The sequence below is a fragment of the Spiroplasma monobiae MQ-1 genome, from assembly GCF_002865545.1.
GTDB lineage: Bacteria > Bacillota_I > Bacilli_A > Mycoplasmatales > Mycoplasmataceae > Spiroplasma_A > Spiroplasma_A monobiae.
Map to the genome: position 1 here is coordinate 835,020 of NZ_CP025543.1, position 22,834 is coordinate 857,853.

Consider the following 22,834-nt stretch of genomic DNA (forward strand, 5'->3'; position numbering starts at 1 on the left):
ATAAAATGTGAATTACACTCTACTATTTTTTATCTTTAGGTCTCTTTGTTCCATATAATGAACGAGATTGCATTCTTCCGTTAACTCCAGTTGTATCTAAAGTACCACGAATTATATGATAACGAACCCCAGGTAAGTCTTTTACCCTTCCCCCACGGATTAACACAACACTGTGTTCTTGTAAGTTGTGTCCTTCCCCTGGAATATAAGCTGTTACCTCCATACCGTTAGTCAATCTAACCCTTGCATACTTACGTAAAGCTGAGTTAGGTTTTTTAGGAGTCATAGTTGCAACCCTTGTACATACACCTCTTTTTTGTGGTGCTGAAACTCTAGTTACTTTTTTTAATAAAGTGTTAACTCCTCTATTTAAAGCAGGAGCTTTAGTTTTTCATGTTTTTGCTTTTCTTGGTTTTCTAACTAATTGATTAATTGTTGCCATTTTAAGGTTCCTCCTTTCCACAATACCGAGTGTATTGTAATCACACAAAATATATTATATATGAAAAAATGAGTTAAATTATAAAATTCAACTCATTTTAATTAATTTTTTAGTGGTACAAAGTTATATTTGGCATTATATTATCAAAAGCTTGCTGGTTCATCATACCTTCTTGAAGCGGATAAATCAGTATTAATTCTAATAAATATACCATTAAATAGTATGTATTCATGTATTCCATAAAAATTTCTATTCTTTGGTTTGAAAAACTATCTTCAGCAATTTTTGAAAGCCTATTATAAGTATTGTTGTAATTTTGATTAAATTCTAGTATGTTTTCCATTAATTTTGCAAAAGCCGCTTGAGCATCTTGTTGTGAAACTGTTTTTAAGAAATTATTTAGAGGTTTAAAAATTTCATTTGTGTCTTGATCAAGTTTTAAGTCTTTATATTTTTCTAATAATTCATTTGTTTTTACACCAAAAGCTTGAACCGCAGTTGCCACAATAATATCTATTCCTCTTGAATCATTTATTATTTCTTTTTCAATGTTTTCTTTTTCTAAGTTAACATCAATTGAAATTAATATAATTATTGAGTTTTGAAGAATTGACATTAGATGATTTAAAATGATAATTCTGTCTGAATTTTCATCCAACGGCACTCAATCACCAAAAGTTTTGTCGAACTCTTGTCCTAGTTTTTCAACATCTTCTCTTGTTAAAAGTTGATTATTTTCAGCCAAAAAATTCTCTATATTAGAAGGAACTTTAAACTCTTTTGAAACGTTAACTTTTAGATTTTCATATACTGTATTTACTCTTTTTATAATTATTTTTTCATAATTTATTGGTCTTATTGCTTTCATATAATGCTCTTTTCTATTTTTTTTATATATAAGATAATAATACTACATTTGATATTATTATAAATAATAAGGGGGATAAAAAAATGGTATGAGGAGAATCAAACTCAAGAGACTTTCTTGATTGAGCTGATTTTTGTAGAAATAACGCATTGAAAGAAAGGGGGATAAACTCTACTGCCGGGCCCAATTTTGCTTCTGACAAAAGTTCAGCACAATACAATAACGTAAAAAATACAATAATAAATACAATTCAAAATTATAAAAGTATAAGTGTACAACAACTTTATAATGTATTGCCAACAAATATAGTTTCAAACCCCACTTCTAAAAATGTTATTTTACAATTGTATTTTGAAGATAATTTGAAAATACAAGGACAAGCAAAAAATAATAATTCAAGAGAGTCTAATTTTGTTTTGGTTTTTGTTAAAAAACTTCAACCAAAACAACCCGCGCCCACTAAACCAAGTTCACCCCAACAAAGAGGACAATCAAATATTGAAGAATTAATTGATAATAATTGACAAGCAACAGGAAGAAAACTAAACTTCGATAAAATGGAGCGAGAAGATAGAAGTAATCTTAACATAAGTTTAAAGAGAGTTAATCCAACACAAATTAATAGACCTGCTGAAAAACCCAATATAGATGTAAGGCAAGCTATTAGAGAGAAGCCAATTGAAACACCAATACCAAGAGCAGAACCAAAAAGAGAAATACCTCCACAAATTCAATCTAATGTTACATATATTCAAATTCCAAAGCCAAAACCAGAGGTTTTAAAAGAGGAGGTAAATGCTCCTGTAAAAATGAATTTAGAATTTAGACCAACACCTAACTTAAAAGAGATTGTAATTGAAGATAGAGTCTTTTATGGTCTTAGTGCTTATGATCTTTATTATATTGAAGCATTTCTAATTGATGCATCAATAAAAGACAAATCTGCTCAAAGCACAATCAAAATAACAAGAGATATAGTCAGGGTTAGAGGAGATATAAAATACGCGGAAGAGAAAAGTGATTCTAGCGCAATTAAAACAATATTTTGCTTCTTGGGTTGTCTTACAATCATTGGAATACCATTTGTTATTTCAGCAAACGCAAATAAAGTGAGAAAAAAGGCAAACAAAATATACAGGGGTCAATTAAAGGTGAGAGGTTATGAATCATTAAAAGAAGAATTGAAAAATCTACACCCAAAAATAATTGAGTTTTAAAAAAGAACCTTTCGGTTCTTTTTTTACATTTCTTGTTTTTTGTAACTACTTTTTAGAATTTTTGCTTCACTAATAATGTTTTTTAGTTCATTCTTTTTAATTTTAATTTCTAAATTAGTTTGTTTAATTGTTTCTTTACATTTTTCAATTTCTGTTTCTTTAGCATCTCTTTGAATTTTGAATTCTGCTAACTTTTCTTTTAGAGCTTCTTTTGTCATTTTTTTGTTTCTCCTTAATAGATAAGATTTCTACTTATACATATTAGTTTAATTTAAAAGATTAGTCTTGTCAAATAGGTTTAAGTTCCTTTATTTTAGAAAAGATTCTTGAAATTTCTTGATTATTTAGTCTTTCATAAGTCATTAAAACCCTGTCTTCTCTCGGGTTTAAAATAAAACATTCATCAACAATTTTTCCAGAAGCATTTTCAAACATTTTTTTATACAGAAACAATTGTGCATTGTATTTTTCAACATAATTAACTCTACTTGTTTTTATATCCATGATATAAAATTTATCTTTTGATTTTAGAATTAGATCAATTGTTCCCAAATAATTACAGTCATAACCCGAATAGAAAAATGTTTTTTCTGAATATATTTGATCGATATCATACTTATAAATGAATGAATTTAATTCCGTTATTAATCTCTTTGCAATATTTAAATGATTTGAATTCTTACAATCTTTTACAACTAGATTAAGTTTGAATTCCTTTCTTTCATTTATAGAATCAGATATTATTTTGTGAACGCAAACACCTTGTTTCACAGAGTTTTCAATAACTTCTTTTTTAATAAATTTATTGTGTAAAAAAGGGTAACATTCTTCTAAGATCATACTTACAAATGGTAAATTTATTTTACTTCCGTCTAAAAATTCTGCTAATTCATATGGAATATCTTTTACATCTTCTTTTAATTTGTAATTAAATTTGTCATCTCTTTCAATTATTTTTGATATATCGTAAAGCATATTTTTTCTCCTATTTATAACATTAACAAAAAAAATAATGGTTACCCATTATTTTTGTTATAGTTTGCTCTTGTAGTTAATGAATCAATAATGGTTCTTGGACTATTATGTTCTAATTCATTTACCACTTTAGATATTGAGTCTAATTGATTTGTGATTTTTGTGAAGTCCTGATTTAATTGGTTTGAACCTAACTTACTTCCTAAACCTTCAATTAAGTTTTCTAATTTAGCCATTCTTTCTTCGATTGAGTTTAGTTTTTGAACATCAACCGAGTTCATAACAACTTCTTGTTTTGCTTGTTCTCTTTGATAAGTATTATCATAACTTTCAAAAGAATGATCCTTATCTTGATTTTCCAAGTTTTCTGGAACTGATGGTTCCACTTTATTAGAGTTTGTTAATTGGAATGTAGATTCATTTGAATTTGGAGTTTTGGTTGCTGGATTTGATCCAAATATAGGACTATTTCCTCCTGATAAACCGTATTCTTCTTCATACTCAACTTCTGGAGCGAATGAAATTGGTTCATCAATTAAACTTTCACTTCCCATTAAATTTGCATTGAATGATGGAGGTGCAGAAACAGTAGTTCCTGGTGCTGCATTAGCAATTGCCGCTTGCTTTTCTTGTGCTTTTTTCATGTCTTTCATCATAACTTGAGCAGCCAAGTCTGGTTGTTCAAAGTTAAAGTCAGAATATATTGTATTTTTGTCAGCATCAGGTCTATCTGATTCAGCTAATTGGTTTAAATCCATGTTAACAGCTCTAGCAAGTTTTTGTCTTAAGAATTCCTCTTCTAAACCACCAGGTTCTGGCTTTTTAGTACCATGAACAATTGTTTGTGGTGCAATGAATTCATTTCTTCTTGCTTCTCTTGCTTCTTCTAGGGCTTTTTCATCAAAGTCTAAAATCACATTTGTTTGGAATACCGGAAGAGTTGAAACTGTAGTTCCCGGTGCTCCTTTTGCAATAGCTTCTTGTTTTGCTTGTGCTTTTTTCATGTCTTTCATAATAACTTGAGCAGCCAAGTCTGGTTGTTCAAATTTAAAGTCAGCATATACTAATGCTTTATCAGCATCAGCTGGTGCATTTGCTTCTGGTAACTGATCTAAATCCATATTAACAGCTCTAAGCATTTTTTGTCTCATGAATTCAGCTTCAAGACCTTTATTAACTGGTTTTGTACCGTGAACCACAGTTTGTGGTGCAACAAATGTTCCAAGCACTTCAGGAGTTTTTGGTTCTTCAATCATAGCTTCAACTGTAGATGGCCCATCAAAAGTAAATGTTGGTGGGGCAGAAACAGTAGTTCCTGGTGCTGCATTGGCAATAGCGGTTTGTCTTTCTTGTGCTTTTTTCATGTCTTTCATCATAACTTGAGCAGCCAAGTCTGGTTGTTCAAATTTAAAGTCAGCATATACTAATGCTTTATCAGCATCAGCTGGTGCATTTGCTTCTGGTAACTGATCTAAATCCATATTAACAGCTCTAAGCATTTTTTGTCTCATGAATTCAGCTTCAAGACCTTTATTAACTGGTTTTGTACCGTGAACCACAGTTTGTGGTGCAACAAATGTTTGTGGTACTCCAGGTTTATTTCCACCTGAATATCTATCATGTAAACTTTCAATATCTTCATCGACAGATGTTGAGTCTTCTCCACCAAAAGCAGCTGTTGCTTCAGTAATTGAAGTTGATTTAAAGTTTGAGTTCATTGATTCAAGGCTATCTTGTGTATCGATAGTCATATAGTCTAAGTAGTAACTTTCAGGTATTTTTAATTTTTTAGCTAGTGAATTTACTTTCATTACATTAAAGTTAAATTTACTAATAATTTTAGCTTTTTCTTTTTCATTTAATGATGAAAGATTAGCTTCAATTTCTTTTCTTTTTAAAGTTAATTTTGCTTTATAAGTTTTTCATTTTAGATAATACTTTTTAGCCTTACCTTCTTTGTAAATGTTTTCTAACTGATCTTCAGTTAAATTTGGCAACGCAGAATTATCATTTACTTTTGTTTGATCATTTTCTTTTTGAAAATCCTTTTGCTGGTTTTTCAAATCTACGTTGCCAGTTAACTTTCCCTCTTTAGATACCTCTTTTTCAAATTTTCTTTCTTCTTTGTAAATTGAAATTAAGTTTCTTTCTTCTGCATAATTATTTAAAGCTTCTGAATCAAATAAGATTGCTTCTAATAAAATAAATGCAACTAATATTAAAGCAGATACAATTACCATTATCAATTGGAACGTTAATAATAACATTATTGCTGATACCACCATTATAACTTTAATAAATGGTTTTGATAATTTTTGATGTTTTCTTAATCTTACTAACTCCATAATAGAAATTGTAAGCATAGTAACACCAACTCCAAATATAACAACTAATCAAGCCAAAACCGCTATCATGTTTCCTGGGTTGTTAGCAAGTTCACTTGGTATTGTAGCACTATTTAAAATTCCTTTATCTCCATATATTGGTGATAAATTTCCAATACCACCAGATATTTGATTAAATAATTTATATAAAAATGATTGCATAAATGCTGGTGCAGAAGCTGGGTTTTTAGCAACTTGAGAACCAACCATAATATAAGCGACAGATGTTGATCCAAACAGTAGTAATCCAGCTGAAGCTGCTAATGTTAATGATCAAGCACATATAATAAATATTGCGAACATAATTTTTTCCTCCTAATTTTTAAGTTCTTCTCAATTTCCTGGAACGGAAATCAATTTTTTATCTTTATCTTTATTTTTATCATTGGCAAATGACTCTTCTATGTTAATAGGTCTTCTACCTGCCAAATTTGAATTCATTTCCTTTAATTTCCCTTCGATTTCATTCCTGGGTCTAGGATCTGCAAGCTTTTCATTCCTTGCGGATAATGGACTTTGTAGGTTCATACCTTCAAATGGGTTGGCATAAGGATTTAATACCACTTCTTTTTTAGAAATAATTGATGGATCAAATCCTGACTCACCTTTTCTTTCCAATCTATCTTGTTCCTCACGCTTTTCTTGTTCTAGAATCTCATTCTTTTTAGCTTCTAGCACTTGATCAACATGAATTCTTAGATTTGAATCAATTCCCGGATCGTAATCCTCTTCCTCTTCTTCAATCTGTTCTTGTTCTTGATGATTTTTTGCAAAACCTGGAAGTTGATTATTACTGTGAGTATCTGTAAAGTTACTGTTTGTAATTCCAGGTATATTTCCAGTAAAATTATTATCTTCTTTGTCATAAGTTAATGCTATATCATTTTCTTCTGGTCTTTCGAAAATATCAGAAGATAAACCTTTTAACTCTTCTCCAAAGAAGTTATCCAAACTACTTTCTTGTCTTGATTCCTTTACTGGTTCAGGACTTTCCCAACTTGGTTGTTGGAAAGTTTGTTGTTCTTGTTGGAAATTATTAATTTGTGGTTGAGATATAGGTTGTTGAATCTCTTGGAAATTATTAATTTGTGGTTCCTCATATTTTTGTTGTACCGGAACTTGTTCTTGAACAACCGGTTCTTGCAACACTATATCATCAGACACAACATAATCATAATTTTCTAAGATTTCTTCAATCCTCTTCATGTCAACTATTTGTGAATTAATACTTAATACACACGATACACCAGGTATATTCATTATTAAATTTGATATGAATTCATTTATAAATAACACTTGATCTATAGCTAATTCACCAGAGTTACTTAGCAATATGTTAATTTCTTCGTTGAAATTATATGATTCAAACAATGCCGAAAATTCATCTATAAACATCCCCATAGGGTCTGCTGTTAAGTTAAGTTCTTCAAGTATGTAATCTATTTCAGAACCAGTTTTCCCTCATTCTGTTGCCGCCAATAAAAGCGAAGCTCTTTCTCAAAGAGTTCTCTTATCATCTAAACTTATTATTTCCGGCAAATTATTAATGAATCTTTTTAACATAAATAAGCATGGTGAAGAATATAGTATTACTTTAGATAAATCTATTTCAATTATGTTTCTCATTTGTAACTCATTAATAAGATTTTGATTATCAATTAATAAGATGTTTTTAAAACTTAACTCATTTCGTTGATTCAATTCACTAAATTCATTTGTATTTATTATTTTTCCACCAAATATATCAACTTCATCTGTATCAAAGAAACTTTCAAATTTTTCATCAAAAGAGTTTTGTAATATTAAGTCATCATTATGTTGTGATGAGTTAATATATTGCTCTTGAGCAAAATTTTGTTGGTGGTTATTTTGTGGTGTTGAAATGTTTTCAAAGTCTGGCATTGCTGGTTGAGAAGATCCAAATGAATGATTGTTTTCAAACTCTGGCATTGCTGGTTGAGAAGATCCAAATGAATGATTGTTTTCAAAGTCTGGCATTGCTGGTTGAGAAGATCCAAACCCAGACAAACCATTTTGTTGGAATGTCATATTATTTTGTGACATTTCATTATTTCCAAACACAGGAGTAGAATTAAATGAGCTTTGTGATTCTGAAGAACCAAACTGTTTTTCAAAATCTTCCATTGTTCTATTTGAGGCTTGAGCAGTTGGTTGTGGACCATTGTCTGATTCTGGCATATTGTCAAAATCATTATCCATGGCCATACCAAATGGAGGTACCTTACTTTGGTTTGTTTCGCCAATAAGGGTTTTTATAAATGATGGCACTACAGCTTTATCGTCAGTGAACCCCATTTGAGCACCTAATCTAGCGTATTTTTCTCTCTCTTTTTCAAGCTCGTTTCGCTTTTTGTCTTCCTCTTCGCGTTGTTTTCTCATCCTTTCGAATGGATTTACATACATATAAGAGCACCCCCTAAACTTAATGTAATTATACCACATTTTTTCAAATTTTTACCCATAATTGATTGCAATGAAAGATATAGTTTGATATGATATATACTTTTTTTTAGTATCAAATTTAATAAATTAAAAAGAAGAAGTAAGTAAATTAGCTTATTTATACTGTTTAAAAACCTCGTCTTTTGCTTTATTAACTTTTACAAACATATTATAACATAAAAAAGTATATTATATTACACTAGTGTATATATAAAATCAAATTATTTTAGAAAAATAAACATTAAAAAAACCCTATTTATAAGGGTTTTAAAAGATTTTTAATTATTTTCATTTATTTTTTTAAATTTAACGCCCAATATTACATATATTGTTGCTAAAAAACTTAAACTAATAATTGTTTGAGAAATATATTTTAAACCAGACATTCACGGTTCGGTAACTGTATCTGATTGCCATTTTAATGATCCATAAGTTTTAATTAAATATTTAGATTCCAAGATCTCGCTACTAAATGATATTTTTCCACTATTTCACATGTCTGTTAATCTTTGTGATTCATGTGCTGAATAAGCAATAACTATAAGAACACACAATATCTCTATCAATAAGACACTAAACTCAAATGCAAATGTTTTATTTGAAGTTCTTCAATTTTGGATATAAGCAACAGAAGAAATTAATATATTAGCTATTAAGAAACCAGAAACAATTACAGGTAAGAATTTTATAGCAAAATAAGAACCCTTTGTAATGTTTGAAACATCGCCGTTTTCCAAAGTTTTATATAGGTCAGATATTATAAATGTTCAGTTTAATAATGAATTCATTTGAGAATTAATTAAACACATGTTTATTATAAATACCAAAGGAGTTATAAATACCAATGTGGTACCAACAATAAGTCAAAATAGAATATTTTTTCTACTATTTAACGAAAACTTATTTATAAAGTCTTTTATTTTTGATTGACTTAAACTTCTTGATGGTTGTTCTATAATAATTTTTTTATTATTATCATTTTTCAGTCAAATATTAAAACAAAGTATTACAGCTATTATTTTAAAAATAGCAAACCATCAAGTTAAAGTGTCTGTAGATCATTTATATTTAAACCCATTGCTATACATTTCCTTAAAATGTTCTTTCATAGATTCTAAGCTTCCACTAAAGTTTGAAGAGATTTCTTCTTGAACTAAAAATTCAAACAAATTATAAAACCTTGAATATCCATACTCAGATATAGCCTCAATAACAACTGCAAAAACCGCAAATGCAGCTATTGTAATTATGTAAGATAATTTGTAATTATTATTAAGCTTAGAATTTAAAAAAGGTTTTAAAAAAACTATCATAGAGAATCCAATTACAAATAGAGACAAAGACATCCAAGATAAAAATGTTATTTCGAAAGTTGAAGCCAAAACATTTACACCAAAAGCATCTTTTATTCCTTCATAATTATCTAAATAATATTTTAGCGAAGGATTTATGTTTAAAATAACCAGATATGTAACTACAGGTATTAATAATACAGTAAAAATTACAGAGAATTTTATCATCAAAGCATTTTTGTTTTTGTAGTTTTCAGCTATAAAGTTATTTTCTATTTTATTCATGTTACTCCTTAGATGTAATGATAAATAATCTTCAATTACTTGAATAATCTTTTTTGAAATCTATATTATATTTTACTATTTTTGATGAAAAAATCTTTTCCAATTCTTCTTTTTGTTCAAAACCAAATTCACAAACTATTACTAAGTTTTTATTTTTTGAATACAAATAATCTAATTGATTAAATAAATCCTTATAAAATTTTAGACCTCTATCTTCAGCATAAAGAGCCAGGTGCGGTTCATATTTTTTCACAAATTCCCCTACATTTGAATCGTTGTTATCAATATATGGGGGATTTATGGTTATGAAGTCTGGCACAATATCGGTTTGATTAAAAATCTTTAAAAAGTCAGAACAAAATATTTGCCCAGACTGTTTATGTTTTTCTAAATTAATTTTTACAACTTCAAGCGCTTCTTTTGATATATCACTTAATAATAAATTAACTTTACTATTTAAATTTTTAATAGTAATTCCAATACACCCGCTACCACAACAAATATCAAATAAGTTTTTGTTTTCTAAATCATATTTCATTATCTCATCAACCAGCAACTCAGTTTCGGGTCTTGGAATTAATACATTTTCATTTACATAAAAATCAAAGTTATAGAAATATTTGTTATTAATCAAATATGCAATAGGTTTTTTTGTTTCTTTAAACTCTTTTACAATTTTTAAAAATGAATCTGATTCAATCTTTGATAATTCTTTTTCAATTACAAAGTTATAGTCAGATTCATTTGTTATTTTAATAATAATTTCTTTAAACTCGCTTAATGTAAATAAATCAGGAACATATTCTTCTCTTAATTTATTTATTTCCATAATTAACCCTCTATGTGTTCGATCATTTTGTTTTTTTGTTCATCATTAACTAGTTCTACAATAATTTCATCCAGGTTACCTTCCATAACTTGGTCTAATTTATTTAAAGTTAAGTTGACTCTGTGATCAGTCACTCTGTTTTGTGCGTAATTATAAGTTCTAATTTTTTCACTTCTAGCTCCAGTTCCAACTGCATTTTTTCTTAAACTTGCAGCTTCACTTTGTTGCTTCTCTAATTCAGCTTCGTAAATTCTTGCTCTTAACAATGTCATTGCTTTATCTTTATTATCATGTTGACTTCGACCATCTTGTGAAGCTGCAACTATTCCAGTAGGAATATGAGTTATCCTTACAGCAGAATCTGTTGTATTAATGTGTTGCCCACCAGCACCAGATGCTCTGTAAGTATCAATTCTTAGGTCTGAATTTTTAATATCCACCTCAACATCAGTTACTTCAGGAAGAACAGCAACTGTTGCTGTAGAAGTTTGTATTCTTCCTTTTGAATCTGTTTTAGGTACCCTTTGCACCCTATGACTTCCAGATTCGAATTTCATTTTTGAATAAACTTTATCACCTTTAACCATGAAAGAAATTTGACTAAAACCACCAGCAGCAGATTCGTTCATATCCATTACATCAATTTTTCAGTTATTTTTTTCTGCAAACCTTGTGTAAAGTCTAAATAAATCTCCTGCAAAAATATTTGCCTCGTCTCCACCAGCAGCTCCTCTAATTTCAAAAATAACATTTTTATCATCATTTGGATCTTTTGGTAATAACAAAAGTTCTAATTGTTCTTCAATTATAACAATAGCTTCTTGAGCTTCTTCTAATTGAAGTTTTGCCAAACCTCTCATTTCTTCATCTTTTTCAGTCTCTAAAATTTCTTTAGCTTCTTCAATATCCTGGTCAACTCTTTTGAAGTCTTGATACTTTTCAACAACTTCTTGAAGATTTGCTCTCTCTTTGTTTAATTCTGTAAGAAGTTTTATATCTTTCAAAGTTTCTTCTTTTTGAAGTAACTGGTCAATAGAATTAACTCTATTTTCCATCACACTTAAGGCTTCTAAGGTTTTTTTATTCATAATTTTCTCCTATTCTGGTTTAATGTAACAATGTCTACATCTTGCCTCATATTTTTCATTTGCAGAGATAACAATAATTGGTTCGTTTGCCTTTGCAGGTTCTCCATTTATTATTCTTTGAGTTCTATTTGCATTCCCTCCACAAGAATGACAAATTGAAGTTAGTTTATCTACATATTCAGCTTCAACTAAAAGTCTATCCACATTTTGAAATGGATTATTTTTGAAGTCTTTATCTAATCCATTAACAATTACAATAACACCCTCTGCTGCTATATTTGAAATAATATCAACAACATCAGTATCCAAGAATTGAACTTCATCTATACCTATTATATCAATTTTTTCTTTTGCATTTTCTTCATTAAAAATATCAAATAACTGTTTACTGTTTTTAACAGGTATTGATTCAATGCTCATACCAGAGTGAGAAAAAATATCCTTTTTTGAATATCTATCATCAATAGCTGGTTTAAAAACTATGACATTTTGTTTTGCATATTTGTATCTTTTTAATCTTCTAATAAATTCTTCAGTTTTACCAGCAAACATACATCCTGTAATTAATTCAATTCAACCTTTTTTGCTTTTAGGGTTTATTCTATAACTCATACTTTTTCTCCTCTATTCAATAAGATCTTGAAGATCTGTAATAAGATTATCTAATTCATTTCAACTATTTAATTTTGCTCCAGAAGCTAATTTGTGACCACCACCATTGTAATTGGTTGCAACAGAGTTGATGTTAAAGTCTCTACTTCTTATTGATACTTTAACATTTTCATTACCAGGAGTTTGATAAGCTAATGCCCATATTTTAATTTCCTTAATTCCAGATAAAACTGTCAATGCACTTTTAACTTCTTCTTCACCCAAATTAAGAGTTTCAAAGAAATCACTTGTAACTTTAATGTACGCTATCTCATTATTGTTTTTAAACTCCGCCATAGAAAATGCCTTATTGTGTCATTTAGCAAGCTCTAATTTTTTTAAAAACAATTCCGAGTAGACCTCTGTAATTATAACACCAGCTTCAACAAGAATCTTAGCCGCTAGAAATGTTTTCCCGTTTGTTTTTTCAAAAAGAAATCTTCCAGAATCTGTTATTAAACCAAAGTAAAGATAAGTTGCTCCTAGTTTAGTTAGTTTAAGGTTGCAATTATTTGATCACAAAGTAATAACCTGTGTACAAGCAATCGCTGATGGGTCAACCAACTTTCCTTTACCAAAGTTATCAACCTCTAAATGATGATCAACTTTAAAAACTTCTTTAACTTTTTCTTTAAACTCAAAATCAACTCTTTCAAAATTGGCTACATCAACAGTTATTAAGAGAGAAGTTGAAATAATTCCTTCTGTTAATTTTGATTCATCTTCTTCTCTTGTTCCAAAATTCATCTTTTCTCCAACCACATAGACATTTTTATTATTGAAGTTATTTAATATTATTTCCCTTAGTGCATATGCACTACCTTGTGTGTCTCAATCCGGAGAAACGTGTTTAGCAATAATTATATTTTCATATTGCTCTATAACTTTTAATAAAGCTAACTCATTACTTTTATTTTCCATACTTCTCCTTATAAAACTTTTAATATTGATTCTTCAGAAATATATAATTTAACTTTTTCATTTTCCTCAAACCTTTTTGTAGAATAGAAGTAAATTCTTAAATCTGTTTCTTTAACTACTGCTTCATGCATATTTGTGTCAGCAAAATCTTTATTAAGACTTATCCTTCCACTCAATTCAAGAATTGAGTTCTTATTTTCTTTTTTACTTGTATAAATTTTCATAGGATTAATTATTAATTGTCCTACTTCTTCAAACATAGTGCTTTGAATTTTAGTTGTTTCATTCATTGTTTCCAACTTTTTACCATCATACTTGTAATTAAATCTATTATTCTTAGAGAAGAATTCTCCGCCATAAGTTGATCAGTGCTTTTCCAAAATTTCTTCTATAGAGTTTTCATTTGTTTCATGCTCATTTATTAAGTAAATATTTTTATCCATTTCAGGAACTTCATAAATACTTTCGTCGATAATAACTGAAGAAAATTTAGAATCAAAAACTTTTAAATTATTTAAAACAGTTAACAATTCATTTTTCTCGGTATCAGACATTTTTGAAAAAACATTATAAAAGACTAAATTATATTGTTTTGAATATATTGCACTAAGTAATTGAAATCATATACCTTCCATCTTACTTAATTTTAGTGAGAGCAAACTAAATTCAAATCCAAGTTGTTCAGCCGTTTCATCAATGTATGTTAGTGATTGTTTATATATTGTTGATATATTATTTTTAAGTTGTGCTCTTTTTATTCTAAACTCTTCAATGTCGCCTTTTTCACAATCATCATTTAAAACCCTTTTATGGTATTTGTGCATTACTTCTACAATTTTACCCCTCAAAGTAACTGCTTCATCTGATAATCCTTCAAAAAACATTTTCTCTTGTTTCTTTTTGAATTCAAATCTTTGATCATTAGAAGCTTTTCTTCAAACGAACATTTCATCTAAATTTGAAACTTTTTTCTTGTGAGTTTCTGATTTGCTCAATTCAAAGATTATTTGCTTTTTCAAATTCTTTATTATGAAATTGTTTTTAGCAATTTTTCTTTTTACATCACTTACTTTTAAATCAATAATTCTAAGTTGCTTTCTTGTAACAAAATTGATTTGATGAAAGTCTAACTCTTTTGATAACTTTCTAACTTGTTTGTCTTTTGATTTTTTTGCATTGTACTCGCAAGTACATAAAGAAGAAAGTTCCATAAACGAATAAACTTTGTCTCATAAAGTTTGTAAAAATGTTTGAACCAGTTCTAAATTTTGTGTTTTTTCTACCAAGTAGTAATAATCTTTAATTATAATTCTAATGTGTTCTTCTAAAGTTCCGTAGTTTTTTAAAAGGTTCTTATCATTAAATTCTACAATTTGATCTAGAAATTCAGATACTCATTGTTCTTCTATTTCAACAGAGTTGTCTATAAACTTAGAAATCATTACTTCTAATTTGTCCCTCATTTCTAAATCTGTTTTATTATTTTTAGATGTTGAGAAAGATAAAAAAGAATATTTTTGATTAATGTAATTTATCTTAGCTTGACTGTAAAAATTCTTATTCAACAATAGAGAAGTATATAATCAAAATTTTTCTGGCCACCTTCTAAATAATATGTTTGATTTAATAACAGCAACTTTTCTTTTAGTTCACTGTTTATTAACTTTATCATAACCATCAATTTTAAAAACACCATTTTTAACAAGATACTTACCTTGCAAAATATTTTTAAAACTCTTTCTCAAATTTCTATCTTGAGAAAGAACTGCAGTTTTCTCAGAATCCTTATTTTTAAAAGTTACACTTTTTGGAAAAACTTTTCTGTTAACAAATTTAGCATTTTGAATTGTAAAACTCATATAAGAACCCCCATAACTCTATTATTGTATAACATTTTATATAAAAATAATAAAACTAGACTATATTAGTCTAGTTGTTTGTATTAAATTATTTTTTAGCTTCTTTTGATTTTTTTTCGTTTTCAGCTTTTTGAGCTACTGAAGCTTTTTCAACTTCAGCAATCTTAGCATCTTTTTTAGCAAATTTTTCTTTGAATTTTTCAACACGTCCCTCTGCGTTTGCAAAGTTTTGTTTTCCAGTGTAGAAAGGATGACAATTTGAACAAGTATCAATTCTTACTTCTTCACCTTTTGTTGATCCTGACATGAATTCATTGCTGCAAGTTGTACAAACAAATTTAGCTTCAAAATATTGTGGATGTATGTTTGCTTTTGGCATGTTTTCACCGTCCTTTATTTAAAGTCTTTCTAATACAAATTAAATAATACCATATTTTTTTAAAATGTTATTTATTTTAGTTATTTATTCAAACTTTTTTGTCTTTTTCTACAAGAAGGCGTGAGCCACAAAGTAGAGTATAAATACAACATTAAGAACTCACATAACAGGGTGTATTTGTTTAACTTTTCCTGTTGCAAGTGATCCAACAGTATATGCAAATATCGTAAATGCAATACCATTTGAAATATTGTAAGTTGTAACCATCAACAGTATTGAGAAGAATGCTGCAAGACCCATTTCTGGTTTTTCTCACTCAATTCCTGTAATTGATTTAATCATTACAGTACCGATAAATACAGTTGCAGCACCAGTTATACATGAAGGCATCATTTGGAATATTGGGAATATAGCAATACTAATTAAGAATCCTATTGAAGTAATTATGGAAGCAAACCCGGTTCTTGCACCCTGTGATATACCAACGCAACTTTCTGCAAAACTCCCCACATTTGAAACCCCCATAAGTGATGCGGCAATTGTTGCACCACCATCAACCATAAGTGCTCTATGCGGTATTTCCGTTTCGATACCTGACTCTCTTGATATTTCAACATTAACAGCAGTGATTGTTCCTGTTGCATCAAAGAAAGTTAATATTAAGAATACAAATATTGAGATATACATTGTTGGGTTTGTTCATATTGCTGAATTACCAACTTGTTTTCAAGTAGATGATATATTAAATGCAAAACCATAGAAAAGAGCATTATAATCTCATTTGCTTGAATCTCATTTAGCCATTCCAAATGATTTTTGAATAACATCTGAGTTGGGTATTGAGTTTGCCAATATAATAGCAATTATGAAACCAATTAACATAACAACAGCTACTGGTGCAAAGAATTTTTTAAAACTTAATAATATTGCAACAAACATTGCAATAGTCCCCAAAATAATTGCAGGATATTCTCCTTTTAGATCTCCTAATTGAGCAACAGGAACGCCTTGTCCCTTGTCAACTCAACCAATGTTTGAAAGCCCAACATAAGCAACAAAGAAACCTATTCCAACACCAATTGCCAAGTGTAAAGATTTTGGCATACTCTTCATAATTTCTTTTCTAAGTTTTGTTACAGAAATTATACAAAAAAATAAACCAGAGATAAAGGTTGCTATTAAGGCCCCTTCAAACCCAATACCTCCGTGATTAGCAACGGAGAATGTGAACATTGCATTCACACCCATGCTGGGAGCTAGAGATATGGGAACATTTGCTGATAAACCCATAATAAATGAGGCTAAAAATGACATTAGGGCTGTCGCCAAGAATACACCGTTAATATTCATTTTAACTTCATCACCAAGAATACTATTGGCACCCGTTTCTCCAGCTAATATTTGAGGTTCTACAGACAATATATATAACATTGAAAGAAACGTTGAGATCCCTCCAATTATTTCTTTTTTGAAAGTTGTGTTCATATTGCTAAATTTAAAAAACTTAGCAATAAAACTATTAGAAGCAACTAGTGCATCTTTACTTTTTTCACCTTCAAAGTTATTTTCATTTTTTTTATTGATATTCATGATTTTTCCTTTTCCGATTATTTAATATTCTATTCTTACAAAATAAATTTGCAAGGCAGACCAACATCTCTATTGACCTATAAATTTATTCCTTAAATATTTTATAGTAATAAAAATATTTTTATATTACTTATTTTAAATTAAACTTCAAAAACACTTTTTGTAGTTAAACTATTCATTTTTTCAAAATTAAGTATTTTATCTAGTAGTTTGAATATTTCGTTTACAATTGGTCCTACCAAAAAGGTAAAACAGATTGTTCCTAATCCAAAGTTTGTTAATAAAAATTGTGTTTTGTGGTCACCCTTTATAAAAGGAAAAAATATAAATCCAATTGCAAACACAGCTCCGTCAATTATTAACCTACTTGCAGAATAATTTAGATTTGTTGATTTAACCAATTGTGTGCAAATATTGTTGAACGGACCTAAAAATCATCCAGTTTTAACTCATAATGCAGTTCCTATTAAAAAGCAAATAAAACCTGCCATAAAAATTAAGTTTCTAATTGAGGTATCTTTTTCTTCAACACCCAAGCCTTTGGCTCATGGTAGAAATAATCCAACAACAGAAGGCACAACAAGAGTGACCAAAATATCAGAAATGATCATTCAAGTAAAAGAAAATCAAATAATTTTCTTTTTTGAATTTTTATAATCTTTTAATGTTGGTTTGATTGACAAAGCAATTGCTCCAATCATTAAAAACAAATACATTAATTTTAACGAGTTTGGATAATATTTCAACATAAAGTCATGATCCATTAAACCATTTTCATCAGGCTTGTTAAATAATGCCAAAACATTATAAATTGTTCAATCAATTTGACTGCCCCCAACAGCGGCTTGTTGATATAATGCCAAACCAAAAGAACAAATAACAACCCCTGAGGCACACATGAAAAATTTAACTAAAATAGATAATCAATGATTTGTTATATTGCTAGAAAATTCTCTTAATATTTTTTTCATTTTATTTTCTCCATTTAACAATTTTACAAAAAAAATAGGCAAAAAACCTATTTTTCATATTTTGTTTTTAAAGCTTCAGCTCCGCCTTGTTCATATTTTTTAACTCAGTTTCTTAGAGAAACTACACTAACATTTCTAGTTGGTGCAAATTGAGTTGCAGTAACACCACTATTTTTGAAATCTTTTATAATTTTAATTTTTTCATCAACTGTTAAATGCATTTTTTCATCTCCAATAACTAATAATAAACAGGTTTAAACTATTTAGCTTTTCCTTGACATCCAAATACTTTTGTTAAGTCTAAGAATGTTTGTTTTAAAGCTTTGAATCCAGGTGCTAATAATTTACGTGGATCAAATCCTTTTGCTTCATCATCTAAGTCTTTTTTAGCTTCGATATATTCTCTAGTTGCATCTCTAAATGCTAATTGTAATTCTGTATTAACGTTAATTTTTGAAATTCCTAATTTAATTGCTTTTTCAACTTGATCTTGAGGAATTCCTGAACCACCATGTAGTACCATTGGTAATTTACATGCTTCTTGCAATTCTTCTAATGTATCAAATGATAATGATTTTCATCATTCTGGGTATTTTCCGTGGATGTTTCCGATTCCAGCAGCTAACATAGTAATACCTGTAGTTGCCATTTCTGCTGCTTGGTTAGGGTCTCCTAATTCACCTTCTCCAACAACACCATCTTCTTCTCCTCCAATTGAACCAATTTCAGCTTCAACTGAAACTTCATGAGCATTTGCAAAGTCCATTAACTCTTTAACTTTTGCAATGTTTTCTTCATATGGTAAGTGTGACCCATCAAACATAACTGATGAATATCCACCTTCTATACATTTTTTAGCCATTTCAACTGATTGACCGTGGTCTAGGTGTAAAGCTACAGGCACAGTTATGTCTAATGCTTCTAATAAACCATTAACCATACCAACAACAACTTTAACTCCTCCCATATATTTTAAAGCTCCTTCTGAAGTAGCAATAATAACTGGTGTATTTGATTCTTGAGCCGCTTCTAAAATAGCTTTAGTTCATTCTAGATTATTAATGTTAAAGTGACCAATTGCATATTTATTTGCGTGTGCTTCTTTAACCATTTGTGTAGAATTAACTAATTTTGAATGATAAATTCTTGACATATTTTTATTTCCTCCTGTTAACAAGTTTTATACTTTAAGATTATACCCCTTATTTTTAGTTAGACAATATTTTTATTAGTTAATTGTGAATTTTTGTATTTTGGTAGTGCAAAATAAAAAAGATAATAAATTATCTTTTGTTAATTGCGTTTATAAACCCCATGAATAAAGGATTTGGTTTGTTTGGTCTAGATGTAAATTCTGGATGATATTGAGCAGCAACAAAGAAGTCGTTTTTAGGGTATTCTATTATTTCTACCAAATCTTGTTCTGGATATAAACCAGAGAAAACAATACCATTTTTTTCAAATATTTCTCTATATTTATTGTTGAATTCATATCTATGTCTATGTCTTTCAACAGCAACTTTGTCTTTATAAAGTTCACTAGCCTTTGTCCCTTCTTTTAATGAAGTTACATATCTACCCAACCTTAAAGTTCCACCGATATTTTCTCTGTTTTTACCCTCCATAATATCAATGATTGGGTTTTGAGTTTTTGAATCAATTTCAGTTGTGTGTGCATCTTTTAAATTAAGTACATTTCTCGCAAACTCTATACAAGCAATTTGCATTCCTAAACATATTCCTAAATAAGGTATGTTGTTTTCTCTCGCATATTGCGCTGCAAGTATTTTACCTTGAACACCATCTTCACCAAAACCGCCAGGGACCAATATACCAGTTGACCCAGATAACTCTTCTTTGATGTTTTGTTCGGTTAATTTTCTAGCATTTACTCAATGTATCTTAATTTTTTTATTTATTTCATAACCTGCAAATTTAAGTGACTCAATTACAGAAAGATATGCATCACTCAACTCAACATATTTACCAACAATATGGACTGTAAGTACTTCTTTTGAATTTTCAATGTTATTTACAAGTTTATTTCAGTCTTCTAGTTTAGAATCATTTAATTTTAAATCTAATTGTTTGGCTGCAATTTTGTGTAAGTTACTTTTTTCAATAACCAATGGAACTTTGTAAATTGAGTCACTATCAGGACAACTGACCACATTTTCTGAAGGTATACTACATAGAAGTGATATTTTATCCTTTAGTTTTTGATCAAAGTCAAATTCACTTCTTGCAACAATAACATCTGGTTGTATACCCAAATTCAACAACTCTTTAACTGAATGTTGAATTGGTTTAGTTTTAAACTCCCCAGAAACTTTTAAATATGGTAAAAGAGCAACGTGAACGAACATAACGTTTTCTTTACCTTTTTCCATTCTAACTTGTCTAAGAGCTTCTAAAAATGGTTGGGATTCAATATCTCCAACAGTTCCACCAATTTCTGTAATAACAACATCGGCTTTACTTTCTAATTCCGCTTTATAAATTCTTTGCTTAATTTCGTTAGTGATGTGGGGAATAACTTGAACAGTTTTCCCCCCATACTTACCATTTCTTTCTTTTTCTAAAGCTTCATAGTAAATTCTTCCTGCAGAGGTTGAGGAATGTTTGGAAAGGTTAATGTCAATGAATCTTTCATAATGTCCTAAATCAAGATCAGTTTCTGCTCCGTCATCAGTTACATAAACTTCTCCATGTTCGATCGGATTAATTGTTCCGGGATCAATATTTAAATAAGGGTCAAATTTTTGCATAAAGATTTTTAATCCCCCGCTTTTTAAAAGCACCCCTAATGAACTTCCTGTAATTCCTTTACCTAAGCCAGAAACAACTCCACCAGTAATAAAAATGTGTTTTGCCATAATATATGTCTCCTCCAAAAATAAAAAGTAGTTGATAAAAACTACTTATAATTAAGTTAAATTCTAATAATCGTCATCGTCATCAAAGTCATCATCGTCGATTTCGTCATCGTCATCGTCATCCAAAGTTGAATCGATTGAATCATCATCTAGGTTTCGGTCTAATAATTTTTTGATTTTACCAACACTTTCACCTGTGTCGTCATCAAAAGTGTCTAAACCAAGTATTGATTCTGGGTCTAGATCTTCAAATTCTTCTGTTGTTTCAAATTTATCAACATATTCATATTGCTTTTTAACATCATCAAATTTAAGATAATCTCTTAATCCTCATTTACCATCTGATGTTAATGCAAATCTATTATCTAAAACCAAATCACTGTAAAGTTCAGCTATGATTTCATTCTTGCTATCGTTATCTCCGCTTATTTCTTTTGAAATAGTGTTTCATATATCTTCAAATGAAGCATTATCTTTGCATTCATTTAAATAATCATAAGCCAAATTAATTGGTGATAGTTTACTCATAACATTTCCTCCATAATTTCTATTCTACATTATACTTTGGAAAAATATAAACTTTTTTTATATTATTCTTTCAATCAATATTTAGTATTTCTGATAAGTCCTTTAAATTATTTAGTTTGTTATTTTTTAAAATATAAATTGTTTCATCTTTTTTACCATTTACATCTTTATAAATGAATATATCCTTTATTGTAACTTCATCGAAATAGTAACTTGTGTTACCCTTAAATTCAGATTTCATTTTTTCAAATTCTTTTTCTTCCATATCATAAGATACTTTCAAGAACTTTCTATTTAGTAGTCTATCAGATAGATCTTTTAGTATTTCATCATCTTCTGTTTTTAAAATTTTAAACAAATTAAACATACTATAGTCATCTAGATAGATGTACTTAACTAAAGGCATTGGTTTATTTTCAAAAACCTCTTTAAATAAATCAACAGATTCAATATTTTTGAAATTATATCCTTCATTATATAAATCCTTAAATCTCTTAAATCACATTTTAAATGTATTATCAAAAGCTGTAGATATTTTATGTTCATATACTTGTCTAAACATATGATATCTTCCTAGTAAAAAATTTTCTATCGCATTCATAGTTTTGCTTGCAAAAACAATTTTACCTTCAACCACTTTTGCATTCCTAATTATTCAATCAATGTCCGGTTTTGAATAATTAACTCCAGCTCCAATTGAATCTCTTTGTAAGTAATCAAGTCTATCTGCATCCAACTGACTTGAAACAAGGGAATTGACTATTTGGTTATCGTGTCTACCCTCAATAACAGAAATAACTTCTTCTGGGTCAATATTATGTTTTAGTAAGACCTTATTAATTTGGGTATTACCTTTTATCAAATCAACTGTGTAATCTTCGTGGTGTCTAGTTGTTACTAATTCAAATGTGTGTGAGAATGGCCCGTGACCAATATCGTGAAGTAATCCAGATATCTTTAAAACCTTTTTATCTTTTTCTGATATGTGTTTGTCAATTTCGCTATTCTCTAAAAATTTACAAATTACATGATAGACCCCTATACAATGTGAGAATCTTGTATGATTTGCACTTGGGAAAACAAATTGTCCTCCTCCAAGTTGGATTATTCTTCTTAATCTTTGGAATTCATCTGTATCAATTAAGTCAGTAAAAACTGAATCTTCAATATAGACTTCTCCGTGAACATTATCTCTTATAAATTTTTCCATGTTGCA

The 22,834-nt window shown here is 29.0% G+C and carries 21 protein-coding genes; 1 reads left to right on the forward strand and 20 read right to left on the reverse strand.

Annotated features, from left to right (window positions below):
• Positions 1-22: 22 nt before the first annotated feature.
• Together rpsL and SMONO_RS03980 are read right to left on the reverse strand one after the other, a co-directional pair.
• On the reverse strand, positions 23-442 hold the full coding sequence (gene rpsL, locus SMONO_RS03975) for a 30S ribosomal protein S12 (protein WP_101781048.1): 420 nt from the start codon (positions 440-442) through the stop codon (positions 23-25).
• Positions 443-551: 109 nt separating this feature from the next.
• Complete coding sequence (locus SMONO_RS03980; protein ID WP_101781049.1) at positions 552-1,310, reverse strand: hypothetical protein; 759 nt, start codon at positions 1,308-1,310, stop codon at positions 552-554.
• 83 nt (positions 1,311-1,393) lie between these two features.
• Here SMONO_RS03980 and SMONO_RS03985 point away from each other — a divergent pair, with 83 nt between their 5' ends.
• Complete coding sequence (locus tag SMONO_RS03985) at positions 1,394-2,527, forward strand: hypothetical protein (RefSeq protein WP_101781050.1); 1,134 nt, start codon at positions 1,394-1,396, stop codon at positions 2,525-2,527.
• Positions 2,528-2,550: 23 nt separating this feature from the next.
• Here the strand turns inward: SMONO_RS03985 and SMONO_RS03990 are convergent, their stop codons facing one another.
• The 18 genes from SMONO_RS03990 to SMONO_RS04070 form a co-directional block, all read right to left on the reverse strand.
• The gene (locus tag SMONO_RS03990) at positions 2,551-2,745 is read right to left on the reverse strand and encodes a hypothetical protein (protein WP_101781051.1); all 195 of its coding nucleotides are present in this window, start codon (positions 2,743-2,745) and stop codon (positions 2,551-2,553) included.
• Positions 2,746-2,806: 61 nt separating this feature from the next.
• A complete protein-coding gene (locus SMONO_RS03995) occupies positions 2,807-3,502 on the reverse strand; it encodes a PD-(D/E)XK nuclease family protein (RefSeq protein ID WP_101781052.1) in 696 nt (231 codons plus the stop codon).
• A 41-nt stretch (positions 3,503-3,543) separates the two neighbouring features.
• Complete coding sequence (locus tag SMONO_RS04000) at positions 3,544-6,189, reverse strand: hypothetical protein (protein WP_101781053.1); 2,646 nt, start codon at positions 6,187-6,189, stop codon at positions 3,544-3,546.
• Between the two features lie 12 nt (positions 6,190-6,201).
• Positions 6,202-8,310, reverse strand: coding sequence for a hypothetical protein (locus SMONO_RS04005; protein ID WP_101781054.1), 2,109 nt, complete (start codon positions 8,308-8,310; stop codon positions 6,202-6,204).
• Positions 8,311-8,627: 317 nt separating this feature from the next.
• A complete protein-coding gene (locus SMONO_RS04010; protein WP_101781055.1) occupies positions 8,628-9,926 on the reverse strand; it encodes a hypothetical protein in 1,299 nt (432 codons plus the stop codon).
• 1 nt (position 9,927) lies between these two features.
• On the reverse strand, positions 9,928-10,755 hold the full coding sequence (gene prmC / locus SMONO_RS04015) for a peptide chain release factor N(5)-glutamine methyltransferase (protein ID WP_101781056.1): 828 nt from the start codon (positions 10,753-10,755) through the stop codon (positions 9,928-9,930).
• 2 nt (positions 10,756-10,757) lie between these two features.
• Positions 10,758-11,843 (reverse strand): peptide chain release factor 1, encoded by a 1,086-nt coding sequence (gene prfA / locus SMONO_RS04020; protein ID WP_101781057.1) that lies wholly within the window; start codon positions 11,841-11,843, stop codon positions 10,758-10,760.
• Between the two features lie 9 nt (positions 11,844-11,852).
• On the reverse strand, positions 11,853-12,455 hold the full coding sequence (locus SMONO_RS04025) for a thymidine kinase (RefSeq protein WP_101781058.1): 603 nt from the start codon (positions 12,453-12,455) through the stop codon (positions 11,853-11,855).
• A gap of 12 nt (positions 12,456-12,467) precedes the next feature.
• Entirely contained in the window at positions 12,468-13,415 is a 948-nt protein-coding gene (locus SMONO_RS04030; RefSeq protein WP_101781059.1) for a DHH family phosphoesterase, read from the reverse strand.
• Between the two features lie 8 nt (positions 13,416-13,423).
• Positions 13,424-15,274, reverse strand: coding sequence for a hypothetical protein (locus tag SMONO_RS04035; protein ID WP_101781060.1), 1,851 nt, complete (start codon positions 15,272-15,274; stop codon positions 13,424-13,426).
• Between the two features lie 88 nt (positions 15,275-15,362).
• Positions 15,363-15,653, reverse strand: a complete 291-nt coding sequence (rpmE, locus tag SMONO_RS04040; RefSeq protein WP_101781061.1) for a 50S ribosomal protein L31 — start codon at positions 15,651-15,653, stop codon at positions 15,363-15,365.
• Positions 15,654-15,761: 108 nt separating this feature from the next.
• Positions 15,762-17,243: an NCS2 family permease gene (locus SMONO_RS04045; protein ID WP_101781062.1), complete on the reverse strand. Its 1,482-nt coding sequence runs from the start codon at positions 17,241-17,243 to the stop codon at positions 15,762-15,764.
• A gap of 140 nt (positions 17,244-17,383) precedes the next feature.
• A complete protein-coding gene (locus SMONO_RS04050; protein WP_101781063.1) occupies positions 17,384-18,214 on the reverse strand; it encodes an SPE_1075/MLC_0560 family membrane protein in 831 nt (276 codons plus the stop codon).
• 47 nt (positions 18,215-18,261) lie between these two features.
• The gene (locus SMONO_RS04285) at positions 18,262-18,435 is read right to left on the reverse strand and encodes a helix-turn-helix domain-containing protein (protein WP_158637913.1); all 174 of its coding nucleotides are present in this window, start codon (positions 18,433-18,435) and stop codon (positions 18,262-18,264) included.
• 38 nt (positions 18,436-18,473) lie between these two features.
• Positions 18,474-19,367, reverse strand: a complete 894-nt coding sequence (gene fba, locus SMONO_RS04055) for a class II fructose-1,6-bisphosphate aldolase (protein ID WP_101781064.1) — start codon at positions 19,365-19,367, stop codon at positions 18,474-18,476.
• A 130-nt stretch (positions 19,368-19,497) separates the two neighbouring features.
• Positions 19,498-21,090, reverse strand: coding sequence for a CTP synthase (locus tag SMONO_RS04060; RefSeq protein WP_101781065.1), 1,593 nt, complete (start codon positions 21,088-21,090; stop codon positions 19,498-19,500).
• Positions 21,091-21,153: 63 nt separating this feature from the next.
• Positions 21,154-21,618, reverse strand: coding sequence for a DNA-directed RNA polymerase subunit delta (rpoE, locus tag SMONO_RS04325; protein ID WP_211277582.1), 465 nt, complete (start codon positions 21,616-21,618; stop codon positions 21,154-21,156).
• Positions 21,619-21,637: 19 nt separating this feature from the next.
• Positions 21,638-22,828, reverse strand: coding sequence for an HD domain-containing protein (locus SMONO_RS04070; protein ID WP_101781066.1), 1,191 nt, complete (start codon positions 22,826-22,828; stop codon positions 21,638-21,640).
• Between the last annotated feature and the right edge of the window lie 6 nt (positions 22,829-22,834).